At 39.1% G+C, this 26,928-nt stretch carries 23 protein-coding genes; 2 read left to right on the top strand and 21 right to left on the bottom strand.

Going from position 1 to position 26,928, the window contains the following annotated elements:
* Nucleotides 1-67: 67 nt before the first annotated feature.
* From ABVF21_RS15540 to ABVF21_RS15555, 4 genes are all read right to left on the bottom strand, one after another.
* A complete protein-coding gene (locus tag ABVF21_RS15540) occupies nt 68-514 on the bottom strand; it encodes a threonine/serine exporter family protein (protein WP_194222355.1) in 447 nt (148 codons plus the stop codon).
* 15 nt (nt 515-529) lie between these two features.
* Nucleotides 530-1,291: a threonine/serine exporter family protein gene (locus tag ABVF21_RS15545; RefSeq protein ID WP_194222356.1), complete on the bottom strand. Its 762-nt coding sequence runs from the start codon at nt 1,289-1,291 to the stop codon at nt 530-532.
* Between the two features lie 207 nt (nt 1,292-1,498).
* The gene (locus ABVF21_RS15550; RefSeq protein WP_371018543.1) at nt 1,499-2,884 is read right to left on the bottom strand and encodes a tetratricopeptide repeat protein; all 1,386 of its coding nucleotides are present in this window, start codon (nt 2,882-2,884) and stop codon (nt 1,499-1,501) included.
* Between the two features lie 199 nt (nt 2,885-3,083).
* A complete protein-coding gene (locus tag ABVF21_RS15555) occupies nt 3,084-3,713 on the bottom strand; it encodes an alpha/beta hydrolase (protein ID WP_371018575.1) in 630 nt (209 codons plus the stop codon).
* A 459-nt stretch (nt 3,714-4,172) separates the two neighbouring features.
* Here ABVF21_RS15555 and ABVF21_RS15560 point away from each other — a divergent pair, with 459 nt between their 5' ends.
* Together ABVF21_RS15560 and ABVF21_RS15565 are read left to right on the top strand one after the other, a co-directional pair.
* Nucleotides 4,173-5,591 carry an alanine/glycine:cation symporter family protein gene (locus ABVF21_RS15560; protein ID WP_303533786.1) on the top strand — a complete coding sequence of 473 codons (1,419 nt, stop codon included), beginning with the start codon at nt 4,173-4,175 and terminating at the stop codon, nt 5,589-5,591.
* Between the two features lie 101 nt (nt 5,592-5,692).
* The gene (locus ABVF21_RS15565; RefSeq protein ID WP_303533784.1) at nt 5,693-5,872 is read left to right on the top strand and encodes a CsbD family protein; all 180 of its coding nucleotides are present in this window, start codon (nt 5,693-5,695) and stop codon (nt 5,870-5,872) included.
* A 51-nt stretch (nt 5,873-5,923) separates the two neighbouring features.
* Here ABVF21_RS15565 and ABVF21_RS15570 read toward each other — a convergent pair whose 3' ends face one another.
* The 17 genes from ABVF21_RS15570 to ABVF21_RS15650 all read right to left on the bottom strand — a co-directional run bounded on the left by ABVF21_RS15570 (nt 5,924) and on the right by ABVF21_RS15650 (nt 26,898).
* Nucleotides 5,924-7,024 carry a toxic anion resistance protein gene (locus ABVF21_RS15570; protein ID WP_194222361.1) on the bottom strand — a complete coding sequence of 367 codons (1,101 nt, stop codon included), beginning with the start codon at nt 7,022-7,024 and terminating at the stop codon, nt 5,924-5,926.
* Nucleotides 7,025-7,041: 17 nt separating this feature from the next.
* Complete coding sequence (locus tag ABVF21_RS15575) at nt 7,042-8,655, bottom strand: YceG family protein (protein ID WP_371018544.1); 1,614 nt, start codon at nt 8,653-8,655, stop codon at nt 7,042-7,044.
* Between the two features lie 178 nt (nt 8,656-8,833).
* Complete coding sequence (locus ABVF21_RS15580) at nt 8,834-9,646, bottom strand: HAD family hydrolase (RefSeq protein WP_303533778.1); 813 nt, start codon at nt 9,644-9,646, stop codon at nt 8,834-8,836.
* Nucleotides 9,643-10,731 (bottom strand): cysteine protease StiP family protein, encoded by a 1,089-nt coding sequence (locus tag ABVF21_RS15585; RefSeq protein WP_371018576.1) that lies wholly within the window; start codon nt 10,729-10,731, stop codon nt 9,643-9,645. Before ABVF21_RS15585 ends, ABVF21_RS15580 begins: the two co-directional genes overlap by 4 nt.
* A gap of 38 nt (nt 10,732-10,769) precedes the next feature.
* The gene (locus tag ABVF21_RS15590; protein WP_371018546.1) at nt 10,770-12,113 is read right to left on the bottom strand and encodes a phosphoribosyltransferase family protein; all 1,344 of its coding nucleotides are present in this window, start codon (nt 12,111-12,113) and stop codon (nt 10,770-10,772) included.
* A complete protein-coding gene (locus ABVF21_RS15595) occupies nt 12,040-13,191 on the bottom strand; it encodes an HpcH/HpaI aldolase/citrate lyase family protein (protein ID WP_371018577.1) in 1,152 nt (383 codons plus the stop codon). Before ABVF21_RS15595 ends, ABVF21_RS15590 begins: the two co-directional genes overlap by 74 nt.
* A gap of 114 nt (nt 13,192-13,305) precedes the next feature.
* Entirely contained in the window at nt 13,306-14,031 is a 726-nt protein-coding gene (locus ABVF21_RS15600) for a TerC family protein (protein WP_306558473.1), read from the bottom strand.
* A gap of 88 nt (nt 14,032-14,119) precedes the next feature.
* Nucleotides 14,120-14,698: a TerD family protein gene (locus tag ABVF21_RS15605; RefSeq protein WP_194222366.1), complete on the bottom strand. Its 579-nt coding sequence runs from the start codon at nt 14,696-14,698 to the stop codon at nt 14,120-14,122.
* A gap of 71 nt (nt 14,699-14,769) precedes the next feature.
* Nucleotides 14,770-15,351, bottom strand: coding sequence for a TerD family protein (locus tag ABVF21_RS15610; RefSeq protein WP_194222367.1), 582 nt, complete (start codon nt 15,349-15,351; stop codon nt 14,770-14,772).
* A 30-nt stretch (nt 15,352-15,381) separates the two neighbouring features.
* A complete protein-coding gene (locus ABVF21_RS15615) occupies nt 15,382-15,987 on the bottom strand; it encodes a TerD family protein (RefSeq protein ID WP_194222368.1) in 606 nt (201 codons plus the stop codon).
* 261 nt (nt 15,988-16,248) lie between these two features.
* Complete coding sequence (locus tag ABVF21_RS15620; protein WP_371018579.1) at nt 16,249-16,917, bottom strand: vWA domain-containing protein; 669 nt, start codon at nt 16,915-16,917, stop codon at nt 16,249-16,251.
* A gap of 15 nt (nt 16,918-16,932) precedes the next feature.
* Complete coding sequence (locus ABVF21_RS15625; RefSeq protein WP_371018547.1) at nt 16,933-17,967, bottom strand: ATP-grasp domain-containing protein; 1,035 nt, start codon at nt 17,965-17,967, stop codon at nt 16,933-16,935.
* Nucleotides 17,968-18,174: 207 nt separating this feature from the next.
* Nucleotides 18,175-20,124 (bottom strand): fructose-specific PTS transporter subunit EIIC, encoded by a 1,950-nt coding sequence (locus ABVF21_RS15630; RefSeq protein WP_371018548.1) that lies wholly within the window; start codon nt 20,122-20,124, stop codon nt 18,175-18,177.
* 103 nt (nt 20,125-20,227) lie between these two features.
* Nucleotides 20,228-22,165, bottom strand: coding sequence for a BglG family transcription antiterminator (locus ABVF21_RS15635; RefSeq protein ID WP_371018549.1), 1,938 nt, complete (start codon nt 22,163-22,165; stop codon nt 20,228-20,230).
* Nucleotides 22,166-22,295: 130 nt separating this feature from the next.
* The gene (locus ABVF21_RS15640; protein WP_371018550.1) at nt 22,296-24,863 is read right to left on the bottom strand and encodes a beta-mannosidase; all 2,568 of its coding nucleotides are present in this window, start codon (nt 24,861-24,863) and stop codon (nt 22,296-22,298) included.
* A gap of 188 nt (nt 24,864-25,051) precedes the next feature.
* Nucleotides 25,052-26,128 (bottom strand): mannonate dehydratase, encoded by a 1,077-nt coding sequence (gene uxuA / locus ABVF21_RS15645; RefSeq protein ID WP_371018551.1) that lies wholly within the window; start codon nt 26,126-26,128, stop codon nt 25,052-25,054.
* Nucleotides 26,125-26,898, bottom strand: a complete 774-nt coding sequence (locus ABVF21_RS15650; RefSeq protein WP_303533759.1) for a sugar phosphate isomerase/epimerase family protein — start codon at nt 26,896-26,898, stop codon at nt 26,125-26,127. The genes uxuA and ABVF21_RS15650 overlap by 4 nt, the downstream gene beginning before the upstream one ends.
* Nucleotides 26,899-26,928: the final 30 nt, after the last annotated feature.

A 26,928-nucleotide genomic window follows, 5' to 3' on the forward strand; every position in this document is an offset into this window, starting at 1 on the left:
CCGTTCGACACAGATATCCAACTAAACGTTATCATAATGAATGCCTACATTGCAAAAGGATGAAGACCTATTTCTGACCCCTTGCGAGTGTGGAATGCCGAATGATTTGATTGATCACTTCCGAAAATACTAACCCTACTGCAATGGATCCCGATATCATAAATGCTCTGGCTGCAAGGTTAATGGCACTATTGTAATCATTTTGAACGAAATTCCTCATCGCATCGTAAGCCAGACCACCAGGAACAAGCGGAATAATCCCCGCTACACTAAATATAATCACTGGTGTCCGATACACCTTTGCAAACACCTGACTAATAACAGCGATGACAAAGGAGGCTGTTACAGTGGCAATGACAGCATCAATACCTGATGCCTCCATCCCGTAATAAATCATCCAGCCACACATGCCTACAAACCCGCCCTTAATAAGGGAGGATTTAGGAGCGTTAAATAACAATCCAAACGCTGCACTTGCCACAAAGCTCGTCAAAACCTGAGCAATAATTGTCATAATTGTCCTCCCTTTCTATAAAAATGATACAACAAGGGCAATGCCTGCTCCAATCGCAAATGCGGTAAGAAAGGCTTCTGCGCCTTTAGATAGGCCTGATATTAAATGCCCCGCCATTAAATCCCTCACAGCGTTCGTGATTAATAGACCCGGAACAAGTGGCATCACTGAACCAATAATAATTCTATCAAGTTGCCCACCGATTCCAGTAGACACAAAAAAGACAGCGAGTAATCCTATGACAAATGAAGCGAGGAATTCTGCGAAGAATTTTATCGGTACAAGGCGGTTAAATAGTGAAACACTATAAAAGCCACCTCCCCCTGCAAGAACCGCTGGAAGAAAATCTCCCCACTCCCCTTGAAACATAATTAGAAAACAACCGCTCGCAATCGCAGCAGCAACTAACTGCTTAGGAAATGTATACCGCTCAGTCATTTTATCCAATCGGTCAAGCTCTTCATAAGCTTCCTTAATCGAAAGACCACCACTGCTAATTCTCCTCGATATACTATTTACCTTCGTTACTTTATCTAAATCCGTCGTGCGTTCTGAAATGCGCATCAACTGTGTTTTGGAAGGCTCAGGACCTTCTAAAGAAAAAATAATCCCAGTAGGGGTTACGTAACTATTCGAATGCGTTGCCCCATAAGCGTCCGCAATTCTAGTCATCGTATCTTCTACACGGTACGTTTCACCGCCATTTTGCAGCATTACCTTTCCGGCCAAAAGGCATACTTGAATAATGTCATAGGCATAACTCGTTTGATTTTCCATACGTCGCTCCTGACAACCGTGAAGTATTCATTGTTCGTTGTTTCTTAGTTTATATGAACCTACTTATGTTTATCAAATGTAATATAAAAAGAAGAAGATCATTATGAATGTCACTTTAACAAAAAGGCTATGTTAGCTTATACTGTTGATTCCCGATTTTTGGCTCATTTATATAGCCTAAAAAAATAGCGCTGGCATAAGCCAGCGCTATTGTTGAGACACTCTTTGCATTTTAGAATAAATCGACATATAGGTATTCGATTCCTCCACTTTACCCATCTCACGATAAACCTTCGTCAACCACTGAACAGGGGTTGGGTCCGTTGGATGCAGCTCCATCTCCCAATCGAAACAAGTAATTGCTTCCTCATATTGTTTAAGTTTATGGTAGAGCTTACCTAGCTGAAACTGCTTATCTGGATCATCTTGAATATCCGCCATTGTTTGTAGCGTTGATAGGATAGAGAGATCTTGGTTTTTCTCGAATAAAGGCTTCACCCAGCTATAGACGTATCCTAAACCAAATTCATGCAGCATCCTAGGGATGAGTGCTTGAAGTAAACCATCTAGATAAGGACGATTTTCTTTACGTTCCAAACAGCTTTGAAGGGAAGGATAATCAAAGGTTTTGAAATTTGTAGTCTCATCTTGAAACGCACTTAGAAGAAGGTCATATTCACTTTGGGTGATTTCACCTTTTCGTTCTGTCATTAATTGAATGGCTTCACTTGTTTTATTTAAATACATTAGAGCTTGAAAAGCATTGTTTCTTAGAGTTTTATGGTGAGGTGCTTCTGCATACATCAATGATAGCAGACGGGCTCGCTCAGATTCAGAGAGCGTAACATCGATGAGAGATAGTGGGTCCAGATCATCCTCTTCAGGTGATTGGAGATAGAGGTAAAGGCGTAAAGCGGATCGTTCAATAACACGTTTTTCCTTACGAAGAATTGATTCAAGGTAGGCTTGATGTGCTTCAAGGTCATCATAGGCCTGAATTTCTGCAAAAAGCGGATCCACTTCTTTAAGACCATCATGATCTCCTTCATAGAAGCTTCTAACTTTTTGATATTCTAATTTCCGCGATAGTTCAATCGCCCATTTATTTGTTGGATCGAAATAAAGCATTACAGCTAAAATTTGAAACGCCATCCGTAACTGGCCATTTCTGCGGTAGTCATAAAAATGCTTTCGCATTAATTTAATAATGGTTTCGGTTGAGAGAAAAGAGTCAAAATAAGAAAAGATAAAGGATGTTTCTTGAGGGGTGTACCGTTTCTGTACAGATTGAAAGACTTGCTTTGTAGATTTAAGATGAAGTGTTCGATCAGCTAGAAAGTGATCAATAAGCGGGTGAGGTGCTTGGAGTACGATCCCTTTCAGGAAAGCTTTCTCAATAAGAGAGCCATTTTTAACTTCTGCCGTTTTTCCAGTAATGAAATCATCTTTATAAAAGAAAAGGTAGAAGTTACTTCCATCTGTCTTCTTAGCTTCTACAATCTTCATTCTTTGATGAATTACGAGTCGCTCAACACGTAATTGGACTTGTCGTTGATTCGAGATAACAGTAACACGTTGTGGTTGCTCGATCATTAAAATCCCTCCCGGGCAGAGCTAATTTTTAATACTTCCATCTTTATTTTACCACTCCATTCATCAGGAAGAAAGTGATCATTCTTGAGCCTGCAGAAGCTGCTCATATAAACGAATCGTTGAACCTCCTTTAGGCAACTTAAAGATGAAGCTAAAATTCATTTGTTGAGACATTTTCTCCATATGCCTATCGCTTCTTTTACCATTCCGATACAAGTTTCATTAGCTCTGAATCTATAGGATGCTTTACCTGCTCCTTCTTTACCTGAACATTTTTTGAGCCAGTAATTGCAATAACTAGACACTCTACTTCCTTTAAATAATCGCGCACTTCAAACTTCTCATGTTCACGATTCCATTTAGCATTTATTTTTTGACCATTGTATCGTATGGTTGGCGCATCAGTTCTTTTAATTTTTCGGGTCATTTTATCTAGCTTTTTATCTGCTTTAATGAATCGAAGCAATCCCCCCTGGAAGCCACTTAGCGTTTGCATATCTTCTTTCATTTGACTTCTTTGCCAAGTTGTCGTTTCTGCAAGCGGCTCAGCTGAGGGAGATAATAGAATCATTCCTTGCACAGTGGTCCTAGTGTGGACGACAGGTGACACAAGACAGCCCTCACTATGCGCTAGAAGATAAATTCGCTCTTCATCAATACTTTCAAGTGATTTAGCAAAATTCACAACGTCTACAGCATCATCAATTAGATCATAGTACCCTGTTTGATAATAATCTCCTTTACTTTCACCAATTCCCCTCTTGTCATACCGAAGAGTGGCATACCCTTCTCCTGTCAAAAAAGTAGCGAATTCCTTAAACGCATTTATTTTTAGCCTTTTGGCATTCTCATCACGATTACGGGATACTTATCTTATGAATCGGGAGGAAGAGTAAGGGGTGCGCTTAAATCATATCCATTCTTAATCAAAATATCGATCTCTCTCATGCTCATCGCTCCATATCTCTGATTAAGTTAGAATTCACTTTTCATTTTCCTCAAGGGTTTTTCTATATTATATCGAATATCAAAAATAGAGGAGAATAAATAAGATGGTTTATTTTACAATGTGAGGTTATCTTACATCAAGTATCCTTTTCAACCAATACTACCTGTATAATAAACAATTGTGTTGCTGTGTCTAACATTATTTATTTTCTGAAAATACGATTAATTTTCCATTTTTATTAAAACACAAATAAAGTAAGTTAGATTCAGTTGAATTAAGGGAAGTGTGATCATATCTTACATTCTTCTTTCCTAAATTATATATAGAAGGGGCCTACATATGGATATTTTAAAAACTATTGTTGATGCTGGTAATGAGCTTATTTGGTCAAATATTCTAATCGTCATTCTAATTGGTGTCGGACTTTATTTTACAATTCGTTCTCGATTTGTTCAATTTCGCTTATTCGGTGAGATGTTCCATGTTCTTTCTGAAAAGGACACAATGAAAGGAAGAAAGAACTCTGTTTCAAGTTTACAAGCTTTCTTCATTAGTACGGCTTCACGTGTTGGAACCGGGAACCTTGCCGGCGTTGCCTCAGCAGTTAGTATCGGTGGTCCCGGTGCTGTATTTTGGATGTGGGTTATTGCCCTACTCGGTGCAGCAAGTGGATTTGTTGAAAGCACACTAGCTCAAATTTACAAAGTGCGCGATGGAGACGATTTCCGTGGTGGACCTGCTTACTATATGCAACGTGCACTAAATGCTAGGTGGCTAGGCATTATCTTCGCCGTCTTAATTACATTCAGCTTTGGTCTTGTATTTAACTCTGTACAATCCAATACGATTGCACTTGCTTTCGAAAATTCATTTGATGTGAATCGCTGGGTATTAGGTGCAATTTTAACTGTTGCAACGGCGATCATTATTTTCGGTGGCGTTCGTCGAATTGCTGTTGTTTCTCAAATCATTGTACCAATTATGGCAGGGATTTATATCATTGTTGCTGGTTTTGTTTTAATCGTTAATTTCACTGAAATTCCAACCATGATCGCTCTTATTTTCCAACATGCTTTTGGTTTAAAAGAAGTGACAGGAGGCGGTGTTGGTGCCGCAATGCTTCTAGGAATCAAACGTGGTCTTTTCTCTAACGAAGCTGGTATGGGTAGTGCTCCCAATGCTGCTGCAACTGCAGACGTATCACACCCAGTAAAACAGGGACTTATTCAGGCGCTTGGTGTGTTCGTGGATACTCTACTGATCGCTACAGCAACAGCATTTATGATTCTAATGTCAGATGGCTATGTTGATTCAAAGCTAGATGGTGTACAGCTTACTCAGGAAGCAATGAATCAGCACTTAGGAAGTGGCGCAGGTATATTCGTAGCAGTTGCCGTTCTCCTCTTTGCTTTTAGTTCAATTATTGGTAACTATTACTACGGTGAAACAAATATCGAATTTATTAAATCAAGCAAAACTGCTCTTTTTGTTTACAGACTTGCCGTTCTTGCCATGGTTATGTTCGGTGCTAAAGCCGGATTCGGTATCGTTTGGGGCATGGCCGACCTTTCCATGGGTCTTATGGCACTCTTGAACTTAATCGTCATCTCCATTATTGGTAAAGTGGCGTTTGTAGCATTGAAAGACTATCGCGATCAGCGAAAAGCAGGTCAAGATCCTCAATTCTACGCCGATACGATAAAAGGCTTGAAATCAGATATTTGGACAGATAAGCCTGTAAAAGACAAATCAAACTAATGTACTATTTTCTGCCCCTTGAAGCAAAATGCCGTTTGGCATCAGCCTTCAGGGGGTATTTTCATCACTAGATAAAAGTAAGAGAAAGGAGCGTTTTTGCAATGAGTGATCGCAAAGGACTAAGTGATAAAGTGAAAGGCGCTGTTTCTAAAACTAAAGGTGAAGTAAAAGATCAAATTGGTAATGCAAAGAATGATCAACACCTTCAAGAAGAAGGCAAACGTGATAAATCGAAAGGTGAATATCAGGAACGAACTGGTAATCTCAAGGATAAAAACTAAACAAAACTCAATTATAAATAAAAGGAGAGCGGGAACCCGCTCTCCTTTTATTTATGAACGTTTAGCATTATTACCGATTTGCTTCATATTATCTTGAAGTTCAAGAATTCGCTTCGTACCTTCATCTCGCAGACGTTTATTCTCATCCTCAATGGCTCTCGTTTCTTCCATACCTTTAACGATTGTATTCCAAGATTCTTCGATCGTCTCAATCTTAACACTCGGTCTACCAGATAATTTAGCTATCTCAACGCTTTGATTCGAGATGTTCTGCGCATTGTTTTTTAACATTTCGTTTGTACGACGGTCCAGCTCGTTCATTGAATCAGCAACAAGCTTCTGACGCTTCGCGGTAACAGCTTGAATAACACCGTTCTTAAAAACAGGAATGGTAATAATAAAGGCTGAATTGATCTTACCTATTAGCTTTGTGTTTCCGCGCTGCAACAGGCGAATTTGTGGAGCTGTTTGAATTGCAACCATTCTCGCCATCTCAAGATCGTAGATGCGCTCCTCTAACGTCTGAATAGCATTATTCAAAGTATCTAGCTCCATTTGCGCCATTTGGTCGCCAGCACTAACTTTTTGTTGGATCGCAGGGACCTTATCTTGAAGTTCTTCTAACTTTATTTGACCTGCAACGACGTACTTCTCAAGTTCTACATAATAGTTCAGGTTATGTTGGTACATTTCATCCAACGTCCCAGTAGAACGAGACATTTCATCTTTGTACTTGGAGATTTCAACGTGTACCTTCTCAATTTCTCCACCGAGCGTCTGATATTTACCAAAAATCTTTTCTACCATATCATTGCTTTTTTTGAAAAACTTAGATAGAAAGCCTGTTTTCGGCTCTTCAAAATCTTTTTTATCAAAACGATCCATGATTTTCCCAAGTTGTTTCAGCATCTCACCTGAGTCCGTGACGCTAGTTGTACGCATCATAGATAAGATTTTATCTGAGAACTTCGAAATCTCTACTGCTGGTTCTTTACCAAATTCGAGTAATGCCATTTGGTCTTTTACATCAATTTCACCGGCAAGCTTTTGAACTTCTTGCTCTTCGCGAAGTTTTAAACGTACATCTTCAGCCTTCGCTTCTGTAATCTCTTCATTCTTATCGAGCGTAGTTAGGCCTGTCTCATTCGTCATGGACGATCACTCCCTGATTATAATTTAATCGATTTAAATAGCTTACGAAATACAGAAGGTTCTTTAAAATCCTGTCGAAATGCCATTTCCTCTAACCAATGCGTGTCAAACTGATTCGAATCGAGGTAGCGCTCAATACATTGATGACCAGGAGGATTATATAGAATGATATCAATACCGAACTCATTTAGCAGGTGTAACACTGCTGCATCTGATCGTGATAATGTGCCGTTCATTTCTGTATTATATAGCACTACTTTCGGCACTTCCTGAGAATAATCAAACGTTTGCATTAAATGAACAAACTCCTCAGGGATTTTTGTAGTTTGAGAGAATAAATAAAGCTTAATATCTTCTTCCGTTTCATTACCTTCCGGAAGCAGCTTCGGATTTGCACACATTCTTGAGATAGCTTGTCCAATCGCTTTCTGCGTCTCATTAGGAAGGTGTTTATACTGCCACCAATTACCCTGCATCATCAATTCAGGATCTAACATTCCTTCCCGATTCATCGTATGCTGGTAGTGAAATTTCTGATTCGCTCTCGTCTCTTGTGTGAAAGGAAACTGACGAATCATCGTAGTCGATTTCGCTTCACTTATATCTTGAAGTCGGTTCCAGTATTCCTTTTTATTCTCAGATACTCCCATAATTTTAGCAAATAAAGAGGGGATATGGACCGTGCCATCCTCTACTTTAAAATTGGGTCTAATAAATGCTTTTTCCTTTGCAATCAGAAATAATTCATCATAAGTCGTTTTTAGAGTAACAGACTTAGGGGAATAATTTCGTAACTGCCAAGGCTTAAAAAGTTGCGATCCTTCATGATGAAGCACCGTATCCATTTCCTTTGTTGCTCGATAAGCAACCGTAGAGCGTCTCTCTGGTTTTTCAATCGGAAATGGTTCAATTGCGACGGTAGTAGGTAATTTCCTTTTCTCCATCAATTCCCCATCGGGATCGAGTTCGTCAAACGAATCAACTCCTTCAGGATGAAAATAAAGGACATCGCATCCAATCTGAACAAGATAAAGTAAAAAGTATTGTTGACTTGTTGAAGCTTCACCGTACCATACAATACCGGGCATCTTTATTTCAAACTCCACATCCACTAACCATGGATCAAGATGATTCCAAGTCCATTTCATTAAATCAACAAGTACTCTGCGAAATTCCGGGTGACTAAATCCACCATTATGCTGTTTCTCAAACAGTTCAAGAATGGAAATTAATGATTTTCGCAAATGACGATGTAAGGCAGGATTTTTGTGTGAAGGAATCAGTTTAGCACCTTCCAAAAAGGCTACGAATCGATTCGCAGAAAGTCCGTTTTCTTTTTGGTTAATAGAATGAATCGATTGAATAGCCTGAAGTCGTTCAGGGCTTATCACCTTATTTAATTCTTCACTTAATACGTGAAAATAGTTAGAATTCGATAGTTCGTGCAGCTGAAGAAAATATTCGTTCTCATCATAATAGCTCCCCAAAAATCTCCCCACGATTTGCGTTATAAGTAATTCGTTCCCGTTCTCATAAGGAGTTCGTTCAGGAAACGGATTGAATAATAGTTCATTTAAATTCTCATCATCAAGTGGTGCTTTCTTGATAAGAATTTGATCATAGTGACTCATGATGTTCTCCCCGCTTTCTCATTCCTTTCCGGAGGATGGTCAGTTCCGATCAAGCCTCCCTACATTCATAATTTTATTATACTTTTACAAGTAAGAAGTAACCTTATTTATTTCTAGCCATTCTTTCATCAATATAACATCTTCTATCTTTCAGAATAACATACTATTTCTTCCATACTTAACTCTTTTGTTCTACTGATTCTTGTTTTAAAGATAAGTCAACGACAATGGAGTCTAGAATTTCTTCTGAGGCCTTCATTCCATGTGCTGTCGTTTTGGGAAGATCGGGATAACTTTCGAGAACTTCACCATGTGCAGGTACATAACTACAATCACCATGAAAAACAAGTTCATAATCTAGAAGGGAGTCTCCTGCTGTATACACGTAAGATAATCCAATTTCTTTCTTCAAATAGTCGACGGCTTTCCATTTGTTCACCGGATTTGGAACAAAATAAAGCTTCCTCCCCTGAAGACTAGGTTGCCATCCCTGCTCACGTGACCACTCAAATAATTGATAGAGTTCTTCGGACGTTACATGATCTCGTTTAATAATTAGGTAAACAAAAAGGTAGTCTGCATGACGAATTCGCTCAACCCAGTTTCCTGTGATAAGGTTCTCCAGTTGCCGAACAAAGGCATCAAGCGACAAGCACTCTTCTAACGAAGCATTGATTCGATTCGACCAATCACTCAATACTTTTCCGTTCTTTAAAATTCGACCGCCGTTACTTGTTATGGCGTATTCTGGTTGAATCGTTGTTTGAAAAAATGTGATACGACGGTATTGTTCAACTGTTCTTGTTGTAACAGGGATAAAATAAATCTCTTTATTTACCTTCTGTAATAACTCACTAGCATAGTTGGAAATATATGAAATTTCCTTTCCATCAAGTGTTTCAATTAATTCATAGTTTTGCTGGGTATCTTGCTCGATCATTCTACTAGAATAAATTAACGTGCGATCTAAGTCGCTAGCAAATGCTCTCATGAGTCTTTCTCCATAGGCTTAATCAGTCCGCAGCATGAATAAGACATGTTTGCGTACTCTTCAATTGGAACACCACGGTCTCTTGCTAAAATAAGAATATGTTCTAAGTTCATTTCCGCATCTGGATGCACAAGAATTTTCCATGGAACACGCCGTAACAATACTCTCGTTGTTTCTCCAACACCAGGTTTGATGAGGTTACTGTTTGCTATACCATAATCCCTCTGGATGTTTTCGATCGATTCAAGTCCTTTCCACTTGGGCTTGCGATCTTCCTTTGAGATATCTTGCAATCCATCTTCAACCTCTGTAGCGATCAAGGGATACTGTGTACAAATAGTATCGACGAATAAGTTGGAGACATCTTCTGCAGCAAGCTCCGAGTAGTATTTACCTCCGTGGAAATCTCCCTCATGAATCCAATTATTATTAAGCACAGTACGACTGACAACCCCTGAAACGGTTGAATTTAAACAAGCACTTGGAATCAAAAAATCTTCACGAGTTCCAAAAAGAGAAGAACAGTCACCTGGGTCTGCTAAAACGGCTAATTCGCTTGATAAATTCTTGCCAGTACTAGCATTAAATTCTGCTACTGACTTTGTTAATTCCTTTGTAATCGCACCTTTTCCAGTCCACCCGTCAATAAACGTAATAGACGAATCAGGATGCTGATTTAAAATAAATTGAAGAGCATTCTCATCAATGCCTCTGTCCCTAATAATAGAAATGCTGTAATGGGGAAGTTCTCGATCATACTTATAAGAAAGGTAACGCTTGATTAATACACCTATTGGCGTGCCTGCTCTAGCAAGCGAAACAAGTACTGTTTGAAAGCCTCTTTCCGCCACAAGCTGTTCAGCAACAATCCCTACTGCTACAGCCACTTTGTGCTTCGCCTCTTCGAGTGAAGTATAGAACAATTTCATATATTCATCTGTCGGCTTATACTCAATAGGAAGCATCTCAGAATAGTGTGTACCTTTCTGAATTGCCTGTTCTCTCTCCATCGTACTTTTTTCCATTGTGATGTCTGATAAATCTTTTAGAAGGAAAGTTACATCTTGATCAGGATAACTTCCCATTTTGGTAGTCTGTGCAGTCAATTTGTTCATCCCTCTCTTCAAGAACACGTTACAATATAAATCGTTTTTATATCCCGTTCTTCTAATATTGCTATTATTTCTTTAAGGTCAGCATCTGGGACACTTTTTTCAAAAAAGAGAAAAGCTTGCTCATATTCACCTTTAAGAATGTTGTAGACGTAATGCTGAATTTGTTGATCTTCTGGATTCTGAAATGTGAATCCATTTGATATCGCATATCCTTCAATATCTACCGGCTGTATTGGACTTCTTGTCGTGGAATGATAATAAACCTCACCATTTAGATAAGAGGCGATTTTCATTGGGATATACATAAACTCCCCAGTGCCAAGACATAGAGTCTTCCCTTCGACTGCTTCTTTCTTTAAGAGATTCGATGCTTTCTGACATGAATCCTCTATCTTCGCCTTATCCGCTCCATTAATTCCAAACCTACCGCTATAAGTTAAATAGTCATTTTCATTACGTGAATCGAAACAAGATGATAAATCAATGCGATTAATCTCGGCTGCATCACTAAGATATCGACTTGATTGAAAGTCATGAATCGGATGCTCAAGAGGCTTTCCTTCGAATTTAATAGTTCCTTTAAGCAAAGAAAGAACGCTAATTGTAATCCCGAGTTCGATTTCTAATGCTTTATATTGTTCCATATGTTCATCAGATCGCCAGTCTAATAGAGAAAGTACAGCATATTGTTTGCGAGGATAGTTGGCGTGGAGTTCCCTGATAATGTTTAGACAAGTCTTCCCAGTTGTTATTTCATCATCTACTAATACAACAGGATTAGACTTCATTAGAATAGACCGATCTGCATAACACCGTTGATCCACAGCATGAGAATGCTCTTCTTTAAAGTTGAATTCTGGATCTAAATCACTTACGTTTTCTCTTGTTGTATGAATATAGTATCCTTCTTGAAAGCTATCAAATACAGCATGTCCGAGTGCTGTAGCCGTTTCAGCAAATCCAATTACTATTGGTGGTCCCTCAAGATGGAGAGGACTGTTTAGCAATCGCTCGTACGATTTCTTAACTTCTTCCAGATCGTCGCTTAAAAACCCATCTCTTACTTCTGATAAATAATCGATTGACTCCCCTGTCACGCTCTCATAATAAGTGATTGCTAAAAGTCCTGAGGCAAGTAGCGATTTATGAGGATGAACCGGAATATGCTTGCCAAGCATTTTACTAACAAACAAAAAACCTCTTTTTTTATTAATTCTAGCTGCCATTTGAAAGAATTCCTCAACCGGTATGTTCAATTTATTTTGAGTAACCTCTAAGTTAACGCTCATATCCGACAGGATCTGAAAATGGTACTGTTTCGGTAAGCATTTTGATGAAATTGTACTTGTCATGATACACCCCGTATATATTCGATTTCGTAATGATCTTCATCGCCCACTTATAATGCGGTTTAATCTCATTCATCTTATTATGTGATTCGCTTTTCAGCACGCCTACATCCCCACTTACGTGATCCAAAATGCTAAGTGCATCAAGATATTCTTCTTTCGATACAATATTTACACACTGTACGACTTTCATATGAGTAGGGTGGATGACAGTTTTACCAATTAGCCCATTCGTCAAATCAAGCAGCGTCTCGTTCAACAGTCCTGTGTTATAGTCCAGTATGGTTTCATTCGCATGGGCACTTACTTCTCTTCTGCTATTAAAATACTCCCATACAGGACCCGAGATAACAAAGGTTCTACCAAAATAATTGACGACATCAGATATAAAGTCTCTCATTATCGATATATCGTATATTGTTGATTGGGCACTGCGGCGGATTCCATAAAGTCCACATAGATCAGTTGCTCCTATACGGACGTTAAGAATAGAGGATTCGTATTCTTTTAATAGCAAAGAAAGACGTTGGAATTCTGTATAGCGTGATTCCTTATAGAAAAGCTCTGGCGACTCTAAAATCGGCATGCCATATAGAAGAGCACCTGCCGTTCGTTCTACTTTTTTGAGAGTATGTAAATACTCTCTACCATTATTAGAGGAAAATTTAGGGAAAACAAACCCTGTCAAATAGTGAATAGTAGCACCTAATTTATTTGCCACTTCGTTTAATTGCTCAGCTGACCGGACACGAATGAACAGTAGGGGAAGTGTCTCCCAACGCAACTGACGATCGTTCATAGCCTGCGCAATAGAGGAAAAGTGTTCTACCGTCTGATCGATCGCCTCATCCACACAGTTGTCCCCAATGGCATCTTCAAGATCAAGCACAATCGTAGTCAATTCTTGGTACTTGCCTTGGATCACGATTTCAGCAATATCTTTTCGAATCGCAGGCATATACAAAGCCGCCCCAACCGCATATGATAGCTGTTCACGATCTATATGTTTATTAATAGGTGTTGGTTTTTTATAGAAAATTTGCTCCTTTTGCATTTCTGATAGATATTTAAAATATTCCAGCGTCTTCACCTCCTAATTCCTGATCATTAGGTTATATTAGCTTCTATTTTTACTAAATTGAAAGTTTCATTGTATAAAAAAGAAGGAGAGCACCAGCGTCTCCTCCTCTTTATATTATTCGTTCTCTTTTGCTGATGCTGTTTCTTCAGCGTATGGTCGATTTTTATTGTTAATGTAGTGAACAACAAACGTTCCAAGGAAGGCAAGCACGATAATACCAAAGAAAGCAACGTGCGGTATTTCAATATGAAAGACGCTTAAGAACATCTTCACTGAGATGATTGCAATTAATACAAACGCTGTATTTTCCATTTCAGGAACTCTTTCAATCAACTTCAGAAATACACCCGCTACTGTTCTCATAAGAAGAATACCAATCATACCTCCGAGTAACAGCACCCATACTTGTTCTGAAATCGCTAATGCAGCTAAAATACTATCAGCAGAAAACGCAATATCCATTAATTCTACTGAAATAACAGTTGCCCAAAATAGACCAAAGGTTCGAACAAGCCAGGTATCCTTTTTCATACCCTCCGTACCTTCTTCTTCACCTTTACTTCTAAAGTGTTGAATTACAATCCACGCAAGGTAGGCGGCACCAAATACTTTGATCCACCAAAATTTAATAAGATACATACCAATACCAATAAATAAGAATCGGAAGAAATATGCCCCTATTAACCCATAGGTTAGCGCTTTTCTACGTTTTTCTGGTGGAAGGTGTTTAACCATAACAGCAAGTACTAGTGCGTTATCAGCTGATAGTAGCCCTTCTAAAAGCACCAGCGTACCGATAAGTCCCCATGAAACAGGGTCAGTTAAAACTTCTCCCCACATTTCCCAATCAAAGAAAGAGGCATATGTGTTTAGAATTTCTTGTAAGATTTCCACTTGATGTTTCCTCCTAATGTCAACTAGCTAAGCCTTAAACCTCAAGGCCATAATTTTTACAAAGAGATGCAAGTCCACCTGAGAATCCGCTACCTATTGCATTGAATTTCCATTCGTTACCGTGTCGATATAGTTCACAAACGACGACGGCTGTTTCAATTGAAAAATCTTCGCCAAGATCAAATCGCAATAGCTCTTCTCCAGAAGATTCATCCGCAAGACGAACAAATGCGTTTGATACTTGTCCAAAGTTCTGGTGACGCGCTTCAGCATCATGTATCGTGACGGTGATCCCAATTTTATCAACATGCGCAGGAATTTTTGAGAAGTCGACGATCAGCTGTTCATCATCTCCATCACCTTCACCTGTTCGGTTATCACCTGTATGAATGACTGATTTACTTGGATGCTCTAAGTTGTTATAAAAAATAAAATCCAGATCGTCCTGACACCGATTATTTGCATCAACTAAAAATGCCGATGCATCTAGATCAAAGTCAGAGCCTCCCTGGTATTTGTTCGTGTCCCAACCAAGCCCTATAAGTCCTTTAACGAGTCCTGGATTTGTCTTTGTTAAATCAATTCTCTGTCCTTTAGATAGTTGAATTCCCAATGTGATCCCCCAATTCGCGTTTATATTGGAATGGCAAGAGGGAGGCATCCCTCTTGCCAAAAAAGAAGAGTTTATCCGACTTGTAAACCAAAATCAGTTGCGATTCTAGCAAGTCCTCCCTGATAACCAGATCCTACTGCAGAGAATTTCCATTCGCCGTTATGACGGTAAAGTTCTCCAACAATAATCGCTGTTTCAATCGAGAAATCTTCTCCAAGATCATAACGAATGAGCTCTTCATTTGAATCTTCATTTAGGATGCGTACAAATGCATTAGATACTTGTCCGAAATTCTGATTACGCGCTTCAGCATCATGTATCGTAATGACGAAAGAAATTTTCTCAATTTCAGCTGGAACATCATGAAGATGAACTTTTACTTGTTCGTCATCTCCTTCTCCTTCACCAGTACGGTTATCGCCTGTATGAACAACCGAACCGCCGCCACCTTCTGTTTGATTATAGAAAACAAAATCTTTATCAGAAGAACACTTACCAGTGCTGTCTAATAGGAAGATACTTGCGTCAAGGTCAAAGTCATTTCCGCCATCGTATTTATTTGTGTCCCATCCAAGTCCTACAATAACCTTTGATAGACCTGGATTTGTTTTTGTTAAATCTACTTTTTGTCCTTTAGATAATGATACAGCCATGCTCGTCAACCCCTTTAGAATTTTAGTAGTTTAATATTTTTTTGCAATGTCGCTTAAGCCAGCATCGTTCGTTCCATTACCAATCGCGGCAAATTTCCATTCACTGCCGTGGCGATAGATTTCTGCTACAAAGAGACTTGTCTTACCAGAATAGTTATCTGTGAGATTAAATTTGATCATTTCTTCTTGATTCGACTGGTTTACTACGCGAATAAACGCATTTTGAATCATACCAAAATCCTGTTTGCGTTTCACAGCATCATAGATGTTTACTACAAAAACAAGTTTTGTGATACGCTGTGGCACCTTACCGAGATCAACCATAATTTGCTCGTCATCACCGTCTCCAGCACCAGTCAGGTTGTCACCAGTATGATTGATACTTCCGCATGCGCTTTTTAAGTTACCGAAGTAAATTAAATCTTTTTTAGAAGTTAATTTGTCGTCCTCAAGCATAAGGAGAGAAGCATCACAGTCGACGTTAGCGCCACCGCTTCCGCCTCCAAAAAGACCGCCTAGAAGACCACCTTTCTTTTGCTCAACTGGATCCCAACCAAGGCCAACCATAATTTTCGATAAGCCGGCATTTCCTTTTGTTAAGTCAATTCGTTGACCTTTCTGCAAAGAAATTGTCAAATCGTTTCACTCCTGTTAGTAGATTTAAGTTAAATATGAGATGGTGCGTGTTAAGTTTAATAGTTAACTGCCTATTCTGTAATACGTGCCTAGATTCAGAAAGTTTCATGTTTCAACAAAAAAATTGTTTTTAACAAGAAAAATTGATTCTTTCTATTTAAAACTAACATATTTTCAGCTAAAATGAATCCTTTAACCATTGAGCAACGATGATAATATGAAAGAATTTTGTCGATTCTGTTAACATAGGGAATTAGCTACTTACTGAATAACTCCTTTATCTTTTGCTTCCTTCAACCAATCTGGAAATTCACCTAGAAGATTATTGTACAACACTTCATCACTTGTCCGGTCAATATCTTCTATATGGAAGAAGTTGGCGTTATCAATGAACCGTCCCGTCATTGTGTCCAACTTCTCTAATACATCGAAGTTTGAATCTCCTATACCAATAAACTGCCAAAAAAGAGGTTGGTCTGAAGATTCGACAATCGCTTTCTTAATTCCACGTTTACAGCCTCCATCATTAATAAACACAATGAACACCGGTTCTTTCGATGGATCTTCTTCGACGTATTTATTAATGACATCTTCCATAACGAGAGGTTCATCATTTCGACCAAATTTATGAACGAGATCGTTCGAAAGAATTTGACGATCCACGTATCCTTCGAAATCAAATTCTGTTACTGGCTTTAATCGACTAAACTCATTATCGTATACCCATACATCTAGTGAACCATCATCATCGAATTGACTTGCGACTGCAAGAACACGCTCGACGACTTTTTGAACGACACCTTCTTTGTATAAATTCCGCATTGAACCGCTAATATCAAGGACAAGACCTACTCTAGCTACAACTTGATCTAAATTCTTTTTCTTTAAAACAATACCAGCGTTTTTCTTCATTAATGTAATACTCATCAGAGTACCTCCCTTAAATTAAGAAAGAACAACTTCTTTTTCTATATGGCTAGCGCGAATACCCATTTCTGGATTTAAATTAAGGAACGGATTACCACCATTTTGCAACAGTTTAATCGCTTCGTACGGGATGTTTACACCCGATAAGCAGCTAATATTCAATCCCCCAGCCATCCTTGGGTTAATTTCAAGAAGCTTTGGAATTCCATTGCTGAACTTAACTTGAATATTTGAGATGTAATCAATGTTATATTCCTTATGAATAGCTCGTGCAATCTCTAGTAACTCTTCATTGTTCTCAAGTTCTCTTACTCTTCCCTCAACTTTCTTACGAGGGATAGCAAGATGCAGCTCTCCATCATACGCAAGACAATCGATACTATACTCATAACCATCTAAGTACTCTAAGACCATTAAGTCTTGGAACGAATCTTTCTGACTTAAAATAGAGCAAGCATGCTCAATTGAAATTCTTCTAGATCCCCCACCCGTAAAAAGTTCTTCAATCGTTTCCTGCCCCTCACTAATAACCCGAAAGCCATTGGCGCCTTCACCTATCACAGGTTTAAAACAGACAGTATGTCCTTTTTTACGAAGATGATGATAAGCTTTTTTGAATTCTTCTACATTGGTAACAACTGCGTAATCTGGAATAGGAACGAGCGATGTTTTTTTCTCTGCTTCCTTTGTAAGAATGGATTGGTACATAGCCGCTTTATTATCCATAAGAGCCATTAATTCAGCGTCACATACGAGAACTTTTACACCGATGCTGTGGAATTTCGAAAGGTTTTTCGAGATGAGGACATTTTCTTTACGAGGTATGAACAAATCGATGTTCTTTTCAGCACAAACTTGTAAACAATACGCTACGTACGCATCGCCACTAATATCAGGTTCAACAAAAGAATGATCGCAATACTGTAAATACAAAGCATCTTCGTTCGGGTGTGAACCATACACTTCAAATTCTGCTCCATCTTCGTTTTGTCGAATTAACTCTATGTAATGTGCCACAGTAGTAAACCATCTATTAAACCAAATTTTTGTCATGTTTGACTCCTTCTTTGCTGTGAAAGTTGTTTCTCGATTCAGCTAATATAGTTAGCTTAACATGAATACTTATCTCGAGATTTCACCCTCCCCGTTTATCATTTCATTCCAAACTTAAACATTCGACAGGTTTCAAAATTCTCCTCTATCTAGTAAAAAATAAAGTGCGAACCTTAATAGGTCCACACTCTATTCTTAATTAAACGTTTATTTAATTTGTTCTAATAGTTGATAAGCTTCTTTCGTTGTTTGAACTGTTAGAAGCTTTTCTCTAAATTGATCATCCATTAATTGTCGTGAAAGCATTTGGAGAATCTTTAAGTGAGCATCCCCTTCGCTCTCTTTAGGGACAGCAATCATAAAGATTAATCGAGCTTCTGTGCCATCTAAACTGTTCCAATCAATTCCTTCTTGTTTCAATCCAAAGACCACGCTTGGCTTACGTACAGCGGAAGATTTTCCATGTGGAATCGCGATATTCATTCCGATGCCAGTTGAACTTTCATTCTCACGGCTAAGGATTGCTTCTCTAAATTCCTTCCTTGAATTAAGAACGCCATCTTCTTCTAATTTCGCAATCATCTCATCGATCACAGCATCTCGATTTGACCCTTTTAAATCAATATCGATAAGTCTTTCATTTGTAATATCTGTAAGCTTTGAAATCTCCTCGGTAGTAGATTGAGTCGCTCCCATACTTTGAACAGGCTCCTCCTCCACTAGTTCTTCACTACTGATTTCCATCCCAACTCCAGCTACCTCTACAACGGCATCTTTTTTCAAAAGGTTAACGAGAATAGCTGTTACGAATGCCCCTACAATAACCGCTATGAAAAACATCAATACGTTATCAACTGCTCCTAAGACGGCTACGATCGGCCCACCATGAGCAACGCGATCTCCCACATTACCTATCATCGCTATAACGGATCCCGTAATTGACCCTGCCATAATACTCGGAATCACTCGAATCGGATCCTGAGCAGCAAACGGAATGGCTCCCTCCGTAATACCGAATAATCCCATAGTAAAAGATGCTTTACCAGTTTCTCTCTCAGCTTCTTCATATTTTTTCTTCTTAAGAAATGTTGCCAGTCCCATCCCGATTGGAGGGATACAGATAGCGGCCGCGATAGGCCCCATAATTTCATAATTTCCTTCTCCAATCATTGCAGCTCCGAATAAGAAAGCAACTTTATTAACAGGTCCTCCCATATCAAAGGAGATCATCGCTCCAAGGATGACCGCAAGAAGAATCGAACTTGTTCCTTGCATACCTGCTAACCAGTTCGTTAATGATTCAAATACTTGCGCAACTGGCGCACCTACAATATAAACGAATACTAATCCCACAATGAGCGATGCAAAAACAGGTATAATAATAATCGGCATGATTGGTTGTACTGCCTTAGGTACTTTCATTCGCTTAATAGCAAGTGCTACATAACCCGCTAAAAAACCAGCGATCATACCACCAATGAAACCAGCTCCAGCCTCGCTTCCATAAAAACTTCCGTTAGCAGCAATGTAACCACCAATGACACCAGGCGCAAGTCCAGGTCTGTCAGCAATACTATAGGCAATAAAACCTGCAAGGATAGGGATCATGAATGTGAACGATGCTCCCCCTAATTGTTCAATCGTTTTCCAAAATGAATCTTCAGGAATAACAAGACCACTCTCTGTCGGCTTTCCTCCTATGGTTAAGGCAATTGCAATTAATAATCCTCCTACAACGATAAAAGGAATCATGTAAGATACACCATTCATAAGGTGGCGATAAATGGGATTTTGCTTATCCTTCTTTTCCTTCTTAAACTCATTAGCTGCTTTACCGTCTGAATGAAAAACAGGCACCTCTCCATTTTGGTGCTTGTTAATTAACTGCTCCGGCCTACGTATCCCATCTTGAACCCCAACTATGAGAACTTTTTTACCGATAAAACGTCCTTTCTCAACCGTTTTATCTGCCGCAATAATAATGCCATCGGCTTCCTCGATGTCTCTCTCAGAAAACTCATTCTCTACTCCAATTGATCCTTGAGTTTCAACTTTCATTTCAACACCTAACTTATCGGCTGCTTTTTGAAGATTTTCAGCTGCCATATAAGTGTGCGCAATTCCATTTGGACACGATGTAATCGCTAACAGTTTCATTTCTTATTCCCCCTCTTCAATCGTAATCGCTTACATAAATAGTAACGTAAGATTAGATAGAAAAAGGAGCTATATTTTACCGAAGCTTTCGGTAAAGTTGATTTTATTTCTCGATTGCATTCGTTTCCAAACAATTAATAAAAGCATTTGCACTTGTTTGTTCTGTTAACTTTTTTAAGAAAAGAGGTTGCTCACTAATTGAAGAAATCTCCCTGAATAATTCGCGAGTAACTCCGTCCCCTTGATTTCCAAGGGCTAATAAAAATACTAAATTAACTCGTTCTTCGCCCCATTCAATCGGCTCTTTCAAGACAGCCACTGCTATACCTGGTGTATGTATAAAGTTAGGGTTACCATGTGGAATCGCGATACCAGAACCAATTGCGGTAGAAGATGTTCGTTCTCTTATAAGAGCTTGATGCACGTATTCCTTTTCTACAAATCCCTTCTCATACAATGCATTCGAGAGAACTTCAATTACTTTATATCGATGATTTCCATCGTGCTGAACGAACACAAGATCCGACTGAAGGTAATTAGAAAATACGGCATTCCGCCTTTCTTCGCGGTTCGCTTGATCCATTTCTCCTAAAAAGGATTCTAACTTACTTTCCTCCTCAGTATTAAGTAGTGGTGAAATGACAATATGCGGTATAGACTGAGGCTCCATCTCGACTGTAGAAATGATAAAATCCACCTGATGTTGAGTAAGAAAATCATGTAAAGCCGTACGTCCGATACAGTTTAAAATTATTAAAGAAGAGAATTTCCGTTCAAGCTTTGTTTGTAGCAACTGAGACATTCCAACACCTAAATGACAAACAATCACCACACTCTTCTTTTCTCCACGATTTGATTGTAATCGCTCAACCGCGGCTTCAAAATGAAGGGTTAAATAAGCTATTTCATCTTCTGGAATCGATAATTTCCACTTATCCTGCATTCCTACTGTTATTTGGATTAATAAATCAAACAAGTAGGGATACATCCTCTTAATTTCTTGAAGCATGGGATTAGACACAGACAGCCCATACTGTATGCGGTTTAGAGCAGCATACAGATGCACGCGAAGGCCTTCCATAAGGTTAGCGTCAGCATTAAAAGACAGATTCGTCATTTCAGTCATTTCATTGATTAACGCTAATCCAATTCTCTCCACCTCTGGCTCTCGTATGATCGAAACACCAGTACGTTTAGCCCCTATCAAATGAAGGGCAAGGTAAGCAACTTCACCTACCGGGAAATGGGCGACGAAGACGATGCCCAGCTTTTTAAGAAGTGATTTTGACCACTCATACTCTTCATACTCTTTAATTTGTTTTTCTTCCTTATCCGTAACTTGAATCGATTGACGCAGTTTTGTTCTTTTAATAATAAAAAGGGTATGATAAAGAAGATTTTCGAAAGATTCATCGGTATACGTAATCGAGTGCTCGTTTTGCAGATTTCTTAATTCCTTCTCAACAAGCTCTATTTCATATAACGTGAACTGCTTCTTCAAGAACGGACGAATAAGTGCCTCATTTTGTACAAGCTTACCTAGATTAACAAGAGCGCTTCGACGCAACCGCTCTTTTCCTTCGATCATTACTCCTACTTTTTGTCTTGAATGTAATGTTAAATTCATGGTCTTTAACCACTGATTGATTTGTTCAAGATCTTTCTTAAGAACAGAGCGAGTAATAAAGTGACAGGTGGAAAGGTTTTGTAATGTCATCGGTCCTTTAGCTGTTAATAGCTTATATGCAAGTTCAAGCAACCTTTCACTTTGGGACAACTCGTCAGCATGGCTACTTTCATACGAAAACTTCTGATAAAGCCAATCACGTTCTTCATTCTCTATTACTAGTTGAATTCCAAGTCCTGTTTTACGAATCAGTGATCCACCTGTTTCTTTTCTTATATAAGGTTGTATGACATCAAGATCATTCCTTATCGTTTTATCTGAGCAACTCAGACGCACAGACAAATCTTTAACAAGGGAAAATTCTCCACTTGTCTCCAAAAGAATACACATTAACTTTTTTTGTCTTTCATTCATGTTCTCACCTACTTTAGATGGTCGACTTAGTACCTATAAGAATTATAGCAAAAGAAAAGTAAGAGGAGAAAATCACTACAATAAAGAACCCTCCATACACATTAGTATATAAAGGGTTCTATAATCACTCTTATTCTTTTATAAAATCGGACATCGAATGAACTTTTATTCCCTCCGCAATCCCTTTTGTAAAACCTTGATCTTTTGATCGAGTTAGAAATTCAATTCTTTTTTGCTCTCCAGGTATGAGATCAAAGTAATTATCCGTAAAGATTCCTTCCAAATCACTTGTTACATATACCTGCTTAGCAAGTGTATTTGTTTCCAAAGTGTAGTGCTTCCCTGAAGATGTGGAAACCTCTTCTATTTTTAAATTAGGTTTACAAAGTGAAAGGTTTTTCACTGATGTAAAATAATGATATTTTGCATCTATGATTTCACCTTCTAATTCAAGTTCAGCTTTGAACACTATGTTATTAGGGTCACGATTCTCAATTACTTCTTCAGTCTCTAATGTAACAAACTTAGTTGCAGAGTTGCTTTTTAATGCGAATGACTCATTCCATTCACGAAGCAACGTTCCATCGAAAGTCGACAAACTCATGCGAATCGAACCGTTCATGTCACTTAATATATCTGAAATAATATGAATATCTATTTTGGTGCGATTAGTACCATCTATTGAGAGCGTTATATCCCGGAAACTTCGCTTCACATAATATTGAAGAGCTTTCCATCTACCGTAATAATCCATGCTTGACCATGATGCCACTGGCCAGCAATCATTCATTTGCCAGTACAGAGTTCCCATACAGTAAGGTTTCTTTCTTCGGTGAGCTTCAATTGCTGTCTTGATTCCTTCTGCTTGAAGAACATGACTCATATAAAGAAATGAGGGGAAATCTTTAGGCTCTGGGAGATAGGTCTCCATGTATTCTTTGATTAAATAATTTCCTCGCCCATTTTTCTGATGGTGCAGCATGACCTTAGAATCGAGAGCCATATCTCCTTCTCCAGCGTATGATTCTACAGTCTTCAGTTCCGGAAACGATTGAAAACCGTATTCACTCATAAAACGACCAACATGGTGATTATACTCTTCGAAAGGCTTTAAACCATGCCAGACATCCCAATAATGAATATCTCCACTAGTAGATGTATTACTAGTATGCTGACGACTATCACCTGTCCAATCACTCATCGGTGAAGATGGCCAGTAGTAGACACCTGGCATATGGTTCTCTACCGCTTCAGGTAGAATGGTATGAAAAACATCTTCATACGCTTGCCAGATTTCATCCTGGATCGGTTTAGAATACTGCTGTTTCCATCCCCAACCACCATCTTCATCATAGGCAGACCAGGCAGTATCGATCTCGTTATTCCCACACCAGAGTGCGATACTCGGATGATTGCGAAGTCGCTTCACGTTTTCTATCGCTTCAGCTTTCACATTCTTTAGAAATGCTTCATCACCCGGGTACATGCTGCAAGCAAACATGAAATCCTGCCAGACAAGAATGCCATATTCATTGCATAGCTCATAAAACGCATCGTATTCGTAAATACCTCCGCCCCAGATCCGAAGCATATTCATATTACTTTCAACTACACTTTGGATTTCATGTCGGTATCGTTCAAGCGTAACTTCAGTTACAAAACTATCATTCGGAATATGGTTTGCACCTTTCGCAAATACCGGAACACCATTTAACTCGATATAGAATGTTTTTCCTTCATCGTCTTTTTCTCTAATCACCTTAATCGATCGTAAACCAGTTCGCGTTGTTTTCCCAGCAACAAGAGATCCGTCTTTTCTAATTTCAGCTATGAACTCATACATATTCTGATCGCCAAGTCCCCGTGACCACCATAGCTTCGGATCCTGAACTTTCATATCTAAACTTACTTCATTCATGCCACGCTTTAATTGTACGGTTTGAATCAGCTCGATTTCTTCAGTTTGAATTCTTAGTTCTCGTTCTCCTTCTTCCTCAGCCTCAATCTCTACAAGAGCAGTCAAATTAGCCTCTGAAGCGGTTACATTTTTCTGAAGAATCGACAAGTCTTCTATTCTAGCTTCAGACCATCCGCGAAGATGAACGTCCTTCCAGATTCCGCTTGTAACAAAGCGAGGACCCCAATCCCATCCATAGTGATACGGCGCTTTTCTAGCAAACACACTTAAGTTCTTATCGCCCACACCGCCATCTTCAGAATGGTCATTAACTGCCGGGAAGTTATACCCCTGTTTTTCGAGCTTTTCAAGATCCGTTTGGATCGGAGATTTGAAATGAATCCGAAGTACGTTTCCCTTTTCTTTGACGAATGGCTTTACATTTGCTTTCCATGAACGAAACATATTGTCGGCAGATAGTAGATGTTCATCATTAAGAAAGACCTCCGCATAAGTATCCAGACCATCGAACACGATTTCGATCTGATTTTTATTCAGCAGTTCTGCAGGTACGTCGAAGGAAGCCTCATATTCCCAATCTTTTTTATCGATCCACTGCAGATCCAGTTCATTTTCACCGTAAAAAGGATCTGAAATAAGATTGTTCTTTAATAGATCGGTATGGACACATCCTGGAACTTTTGCTGGAAGCCATTCCTCTCCTTCAGTCTGTCTGAATTTCCAATCTGACAATACCGCCTTTTCTTCATTTACAGTTGAATGATGCGAAACTTTAATCATCAGAAACTCTCCCTTTTTTATATTTTTGATTCAATCATAATGACACCGAATAAAAATTCGAAACGAATGTTCAAAAAAAAGAGGACTTTATTATTGTCTCTCCCTCCATGTGAAATAAGCGGTATGATGTTTGAATTTTTTAGCTACTTTGTATGCAAGCTCTCCATCTATTTTGTTGTAAATAAATTTCATTTCTCTTTTAAACTCGGAATACGGTTTAATGAATCCCAAACTCCAAGCAAATACATGATTCCAAGTGCTCGGTCATATAAACCATAACCAGGGCGACAAACTTCATCCCATATATGTCTCCCATGATCCGGACGCACGTACCCTTTATAGCCACTCTCATGAAGAGCCTTTACTACATCATAAATATCAACAGATCCATCTTGAGTTCGATGGGAAGCCTCTATAAAGTCTCCGTTGTCCTCGGTTTTTACATTGCGGATATGTGCGAACGCAATTCGATCAGCAAACTCTCTCACTATGTTGCCGGGATGATTCTTAGGATTCGCTCCAAGAGAGCCACTACAAAATGTCAGGCAGTTCGAGGCACTGTCGACCATCTTCAGCATGCGAGATATATTTTCTCGATTCGTGATAATCCTCGGCAAACCGAAGGTAGACCAAGGCGGATCATCCGGATGAATCGCCATTTTCACGCCATTTGCTTCTGCCATAGGAATAATCGCATTAAGAAAATAATGCAAATTGCTAAAAAGATCTTCCTCTGTAATGCCCTGATAGGAATCAAGCAGAGTGGATAATTCTCCTAAGCGCTCGGGTTCCCAACCGGGCATGTGAAAATCAAGATCATCCGCATTCTGCTTAACGATCTGCCTTACATTCATATTAGTTACTTTCTCATGCTCATAGAAAAGAGCCGTCGACCCATCCTTTAACCGTTTTTTTAAATCGGTTCGAAACCAGTCAAACACAGGCATGAAATTGTAGCAAATCACTTTCACCCCAACGCTTGCTAACTTTTCTATCGTCTTATTATAGTTTTCAATATAGTAGTCTCGATCGGAATGACCTAATTTGATCGCCTCATGTACATTGACACTTTCTACAACTTCATTAGATAATCCGCTATCAACGGCCTGTTTTCTCACTGCCTCTATCTTTTCCATAGGCCATTCTTCTCCAGCAGGGAGATCATGCAGTGCCCAAACGATTCCTTCAGTACCAGGGATTTGTTTGATATAGCGCAATGGCACCGTATCATTTCCTTCACCGAACCATCTGAACATCATTTTCAACCTGTCCCACCTCTTTCATTAGGAGAAAAGCGCTTCAATGCTGCCAAGTTTTCTACAAGACTATCATATGGGTTCCCGTCGAATTCCTCTTGTTCTACAGTGAACCAATCGATGTTGACCTTATCCGCTTCACGCATCAGCCCGGGATAATCAATCATTCCTTTACCTACTTCAGTTGACCTTTTCGTGCCATCTCCTATCATATCTTTAATATGCAACGAGACGATTCGATCTTGGTAAATCTGAATGATTTGAAGAGGATCATGACTCGAATAGGCTGCCCAATAACAATCCAATTCCATTTTCACTAGATCTTTGGATGTTTCTTTAAACAAAAGATCGAAGCCAGTACCTTCGCCCATATCCGTAAACTCAAAAGCGTGGTTATGATAACCAAATTCAAATCCTGCATTCTTACAGCTTTCGCCTATACGGTTTAGCTTTTCAGCCGAACGCTTATAGTCATCGGCTGTTTTCCTCATTTCTTCTGGTAAGGCAGGACAAATCAGTAAATGCTCACCGATCGCTTCATGATAGGAGAAGAGTTCCTCAAGTCGATCTTCTCCTAGCTGATGAATGCCCACATGTGAACCGGCTCGCTTTAATCCCTTCTTATCTAAGCTTTCACAAACTTGTTCTGCTGAGGCATCAAAAAAACCCGCAAATTGGACGCCATCGTATCCCATATCACCAACACGTTCGATCATGCCAAGAAAATTTTTTTCGGCTTCTTCTTTCAGTGAATAAAGCTGAAGGGTGATGTTTGCCAACTTCTCTCTCTCCTCTCGTATTAAAAGATC

This window comes from Pseudalkalibacillus sp. JSM 102089 (assembly GCF_041366475.1).
GTDB lineage: Bacteria > Bacillota > Bacilli > Bacillales > Guptibacillaceae > Guptibacillus > Guptibacillus hwajinpoensis_B.

Excerpts from the sequence above, each read along its gene's own strand:
- ABVF21_RS15540 (WP_194222355.1), bottom strand. The coding sequence starts at position 514 with ATGACAATTATTGCTCAGGTTTTGACGAGCTTTGTGGCAAGTGCAGCG.
- ABVF21_RS15545 (WP_194222356.1), bottom strand. The coding sequence starts at position 1,291 with ATGGAAAATCAAACGAGTTATGCCTATGACATTATTCAAGTATGCCTT.
- ABVF21_RS15550 (WP_371018543.1), bottom strand. The coding sequence starts at position 2,884 with ATGATCGAGCAACCACAACGTGTTACTGTTATCTCGAATCAACGACAA.
- ABVF21_RS15560 (WP_303533786.1), top strand. The coding sequence starts at position 4,173 with ATGGATATTTTAAAAACTATTGTTGATGCTGGTAATGAGCTTATTTGG.
- ABVF21_RS15565 (WP_303533784.1), top strand. The coding sequence starts at position 5,693 with ATGAGTGATCGCAAAGGACTAAGTGATAAAGTGAAAGGCGCTGTTTCT.
- ABVF21_RS15570 (WP_194222361.1), bottom strand. The coding sequence starts at position 7,024 with ATGACGAATGAGACAGGCCTAACTACGCTCGATAAGAATGAAGAGATT.
- ABVF21_RS15575 (WP_371018544.1), bottom strand. The coding sequence starts at position 8,655 with ATGAGTCACTATGATCAAATTCTTATCAAGAAAGCACCACTTGATGAT.
- ABVF21_RS15580 (WP_303533778.1), bottom strand. The coding sequence starts at position 9,646 with ATGAGAGCATTTGCTAGCGACTTAGATCGCACGTTAATTTATTCTAGT.
- ABVF21_RS15585 (WP_371018576.1), bottom strand. The coding sequence starts at position 10,731 with ATGGGAAGTTATCCTGATCAAGATGTAACTTTCCTTCTAAAAGATTTA.
- ABVF21_RS15590 (WP_371018546.1), bottom strand. The coding sequence starts at position 12,113 with ATGACAAGTACAATTTCATCAAAATGCTTACCGAAACAGTACCATTTT.
- ABVF21_RS15600 (WP_306558473.1), bottom strand. The coding sequence starts at position 14,031 with ATGTGGGGAGAAGTTTTAACTGACCCTGTTTCATGGGGACTTATCGGT.
- ABVF21_RS15610 (WP_194222367.1), bottom strand. The coding sequence starts at position 15,351 with ATGGCTGTATCATTATCTAAAGGACAAAAAGTAGATTTAACAAAAACA.
- ABVF21_RS15625 (WP_371018547.1), bottom strand. The coding sequence starts at position 17,967 with ATGACAAAAATTTGGTTTAATAGATGGTTTACTACTGTGGCACATTAC.
- ABVF21_RS15630 (WP_371018548.1), bottom strand. The coding sequence starts at position 20,124 with ATGAAACTGTTAGCGATTACATCGTGTCCAAATGGAATTGCGCACACT.
- ABVF21_RS15635 (WP_371018549.1), bottom strand. The coding sequence starts at position 22,165 with ATGAATGAAAGACAAAAAAAGTTAATGTGTATTCTTTTGGAGACAAGT.
- ABVF21_RS15640 (WP_371018550.1), bottom strand. The coding sequence starts at position 24,863 with ATGATTAAAGTTTCGCATCATTCAACTGTAAATGAAGAAAAGGCGGTA.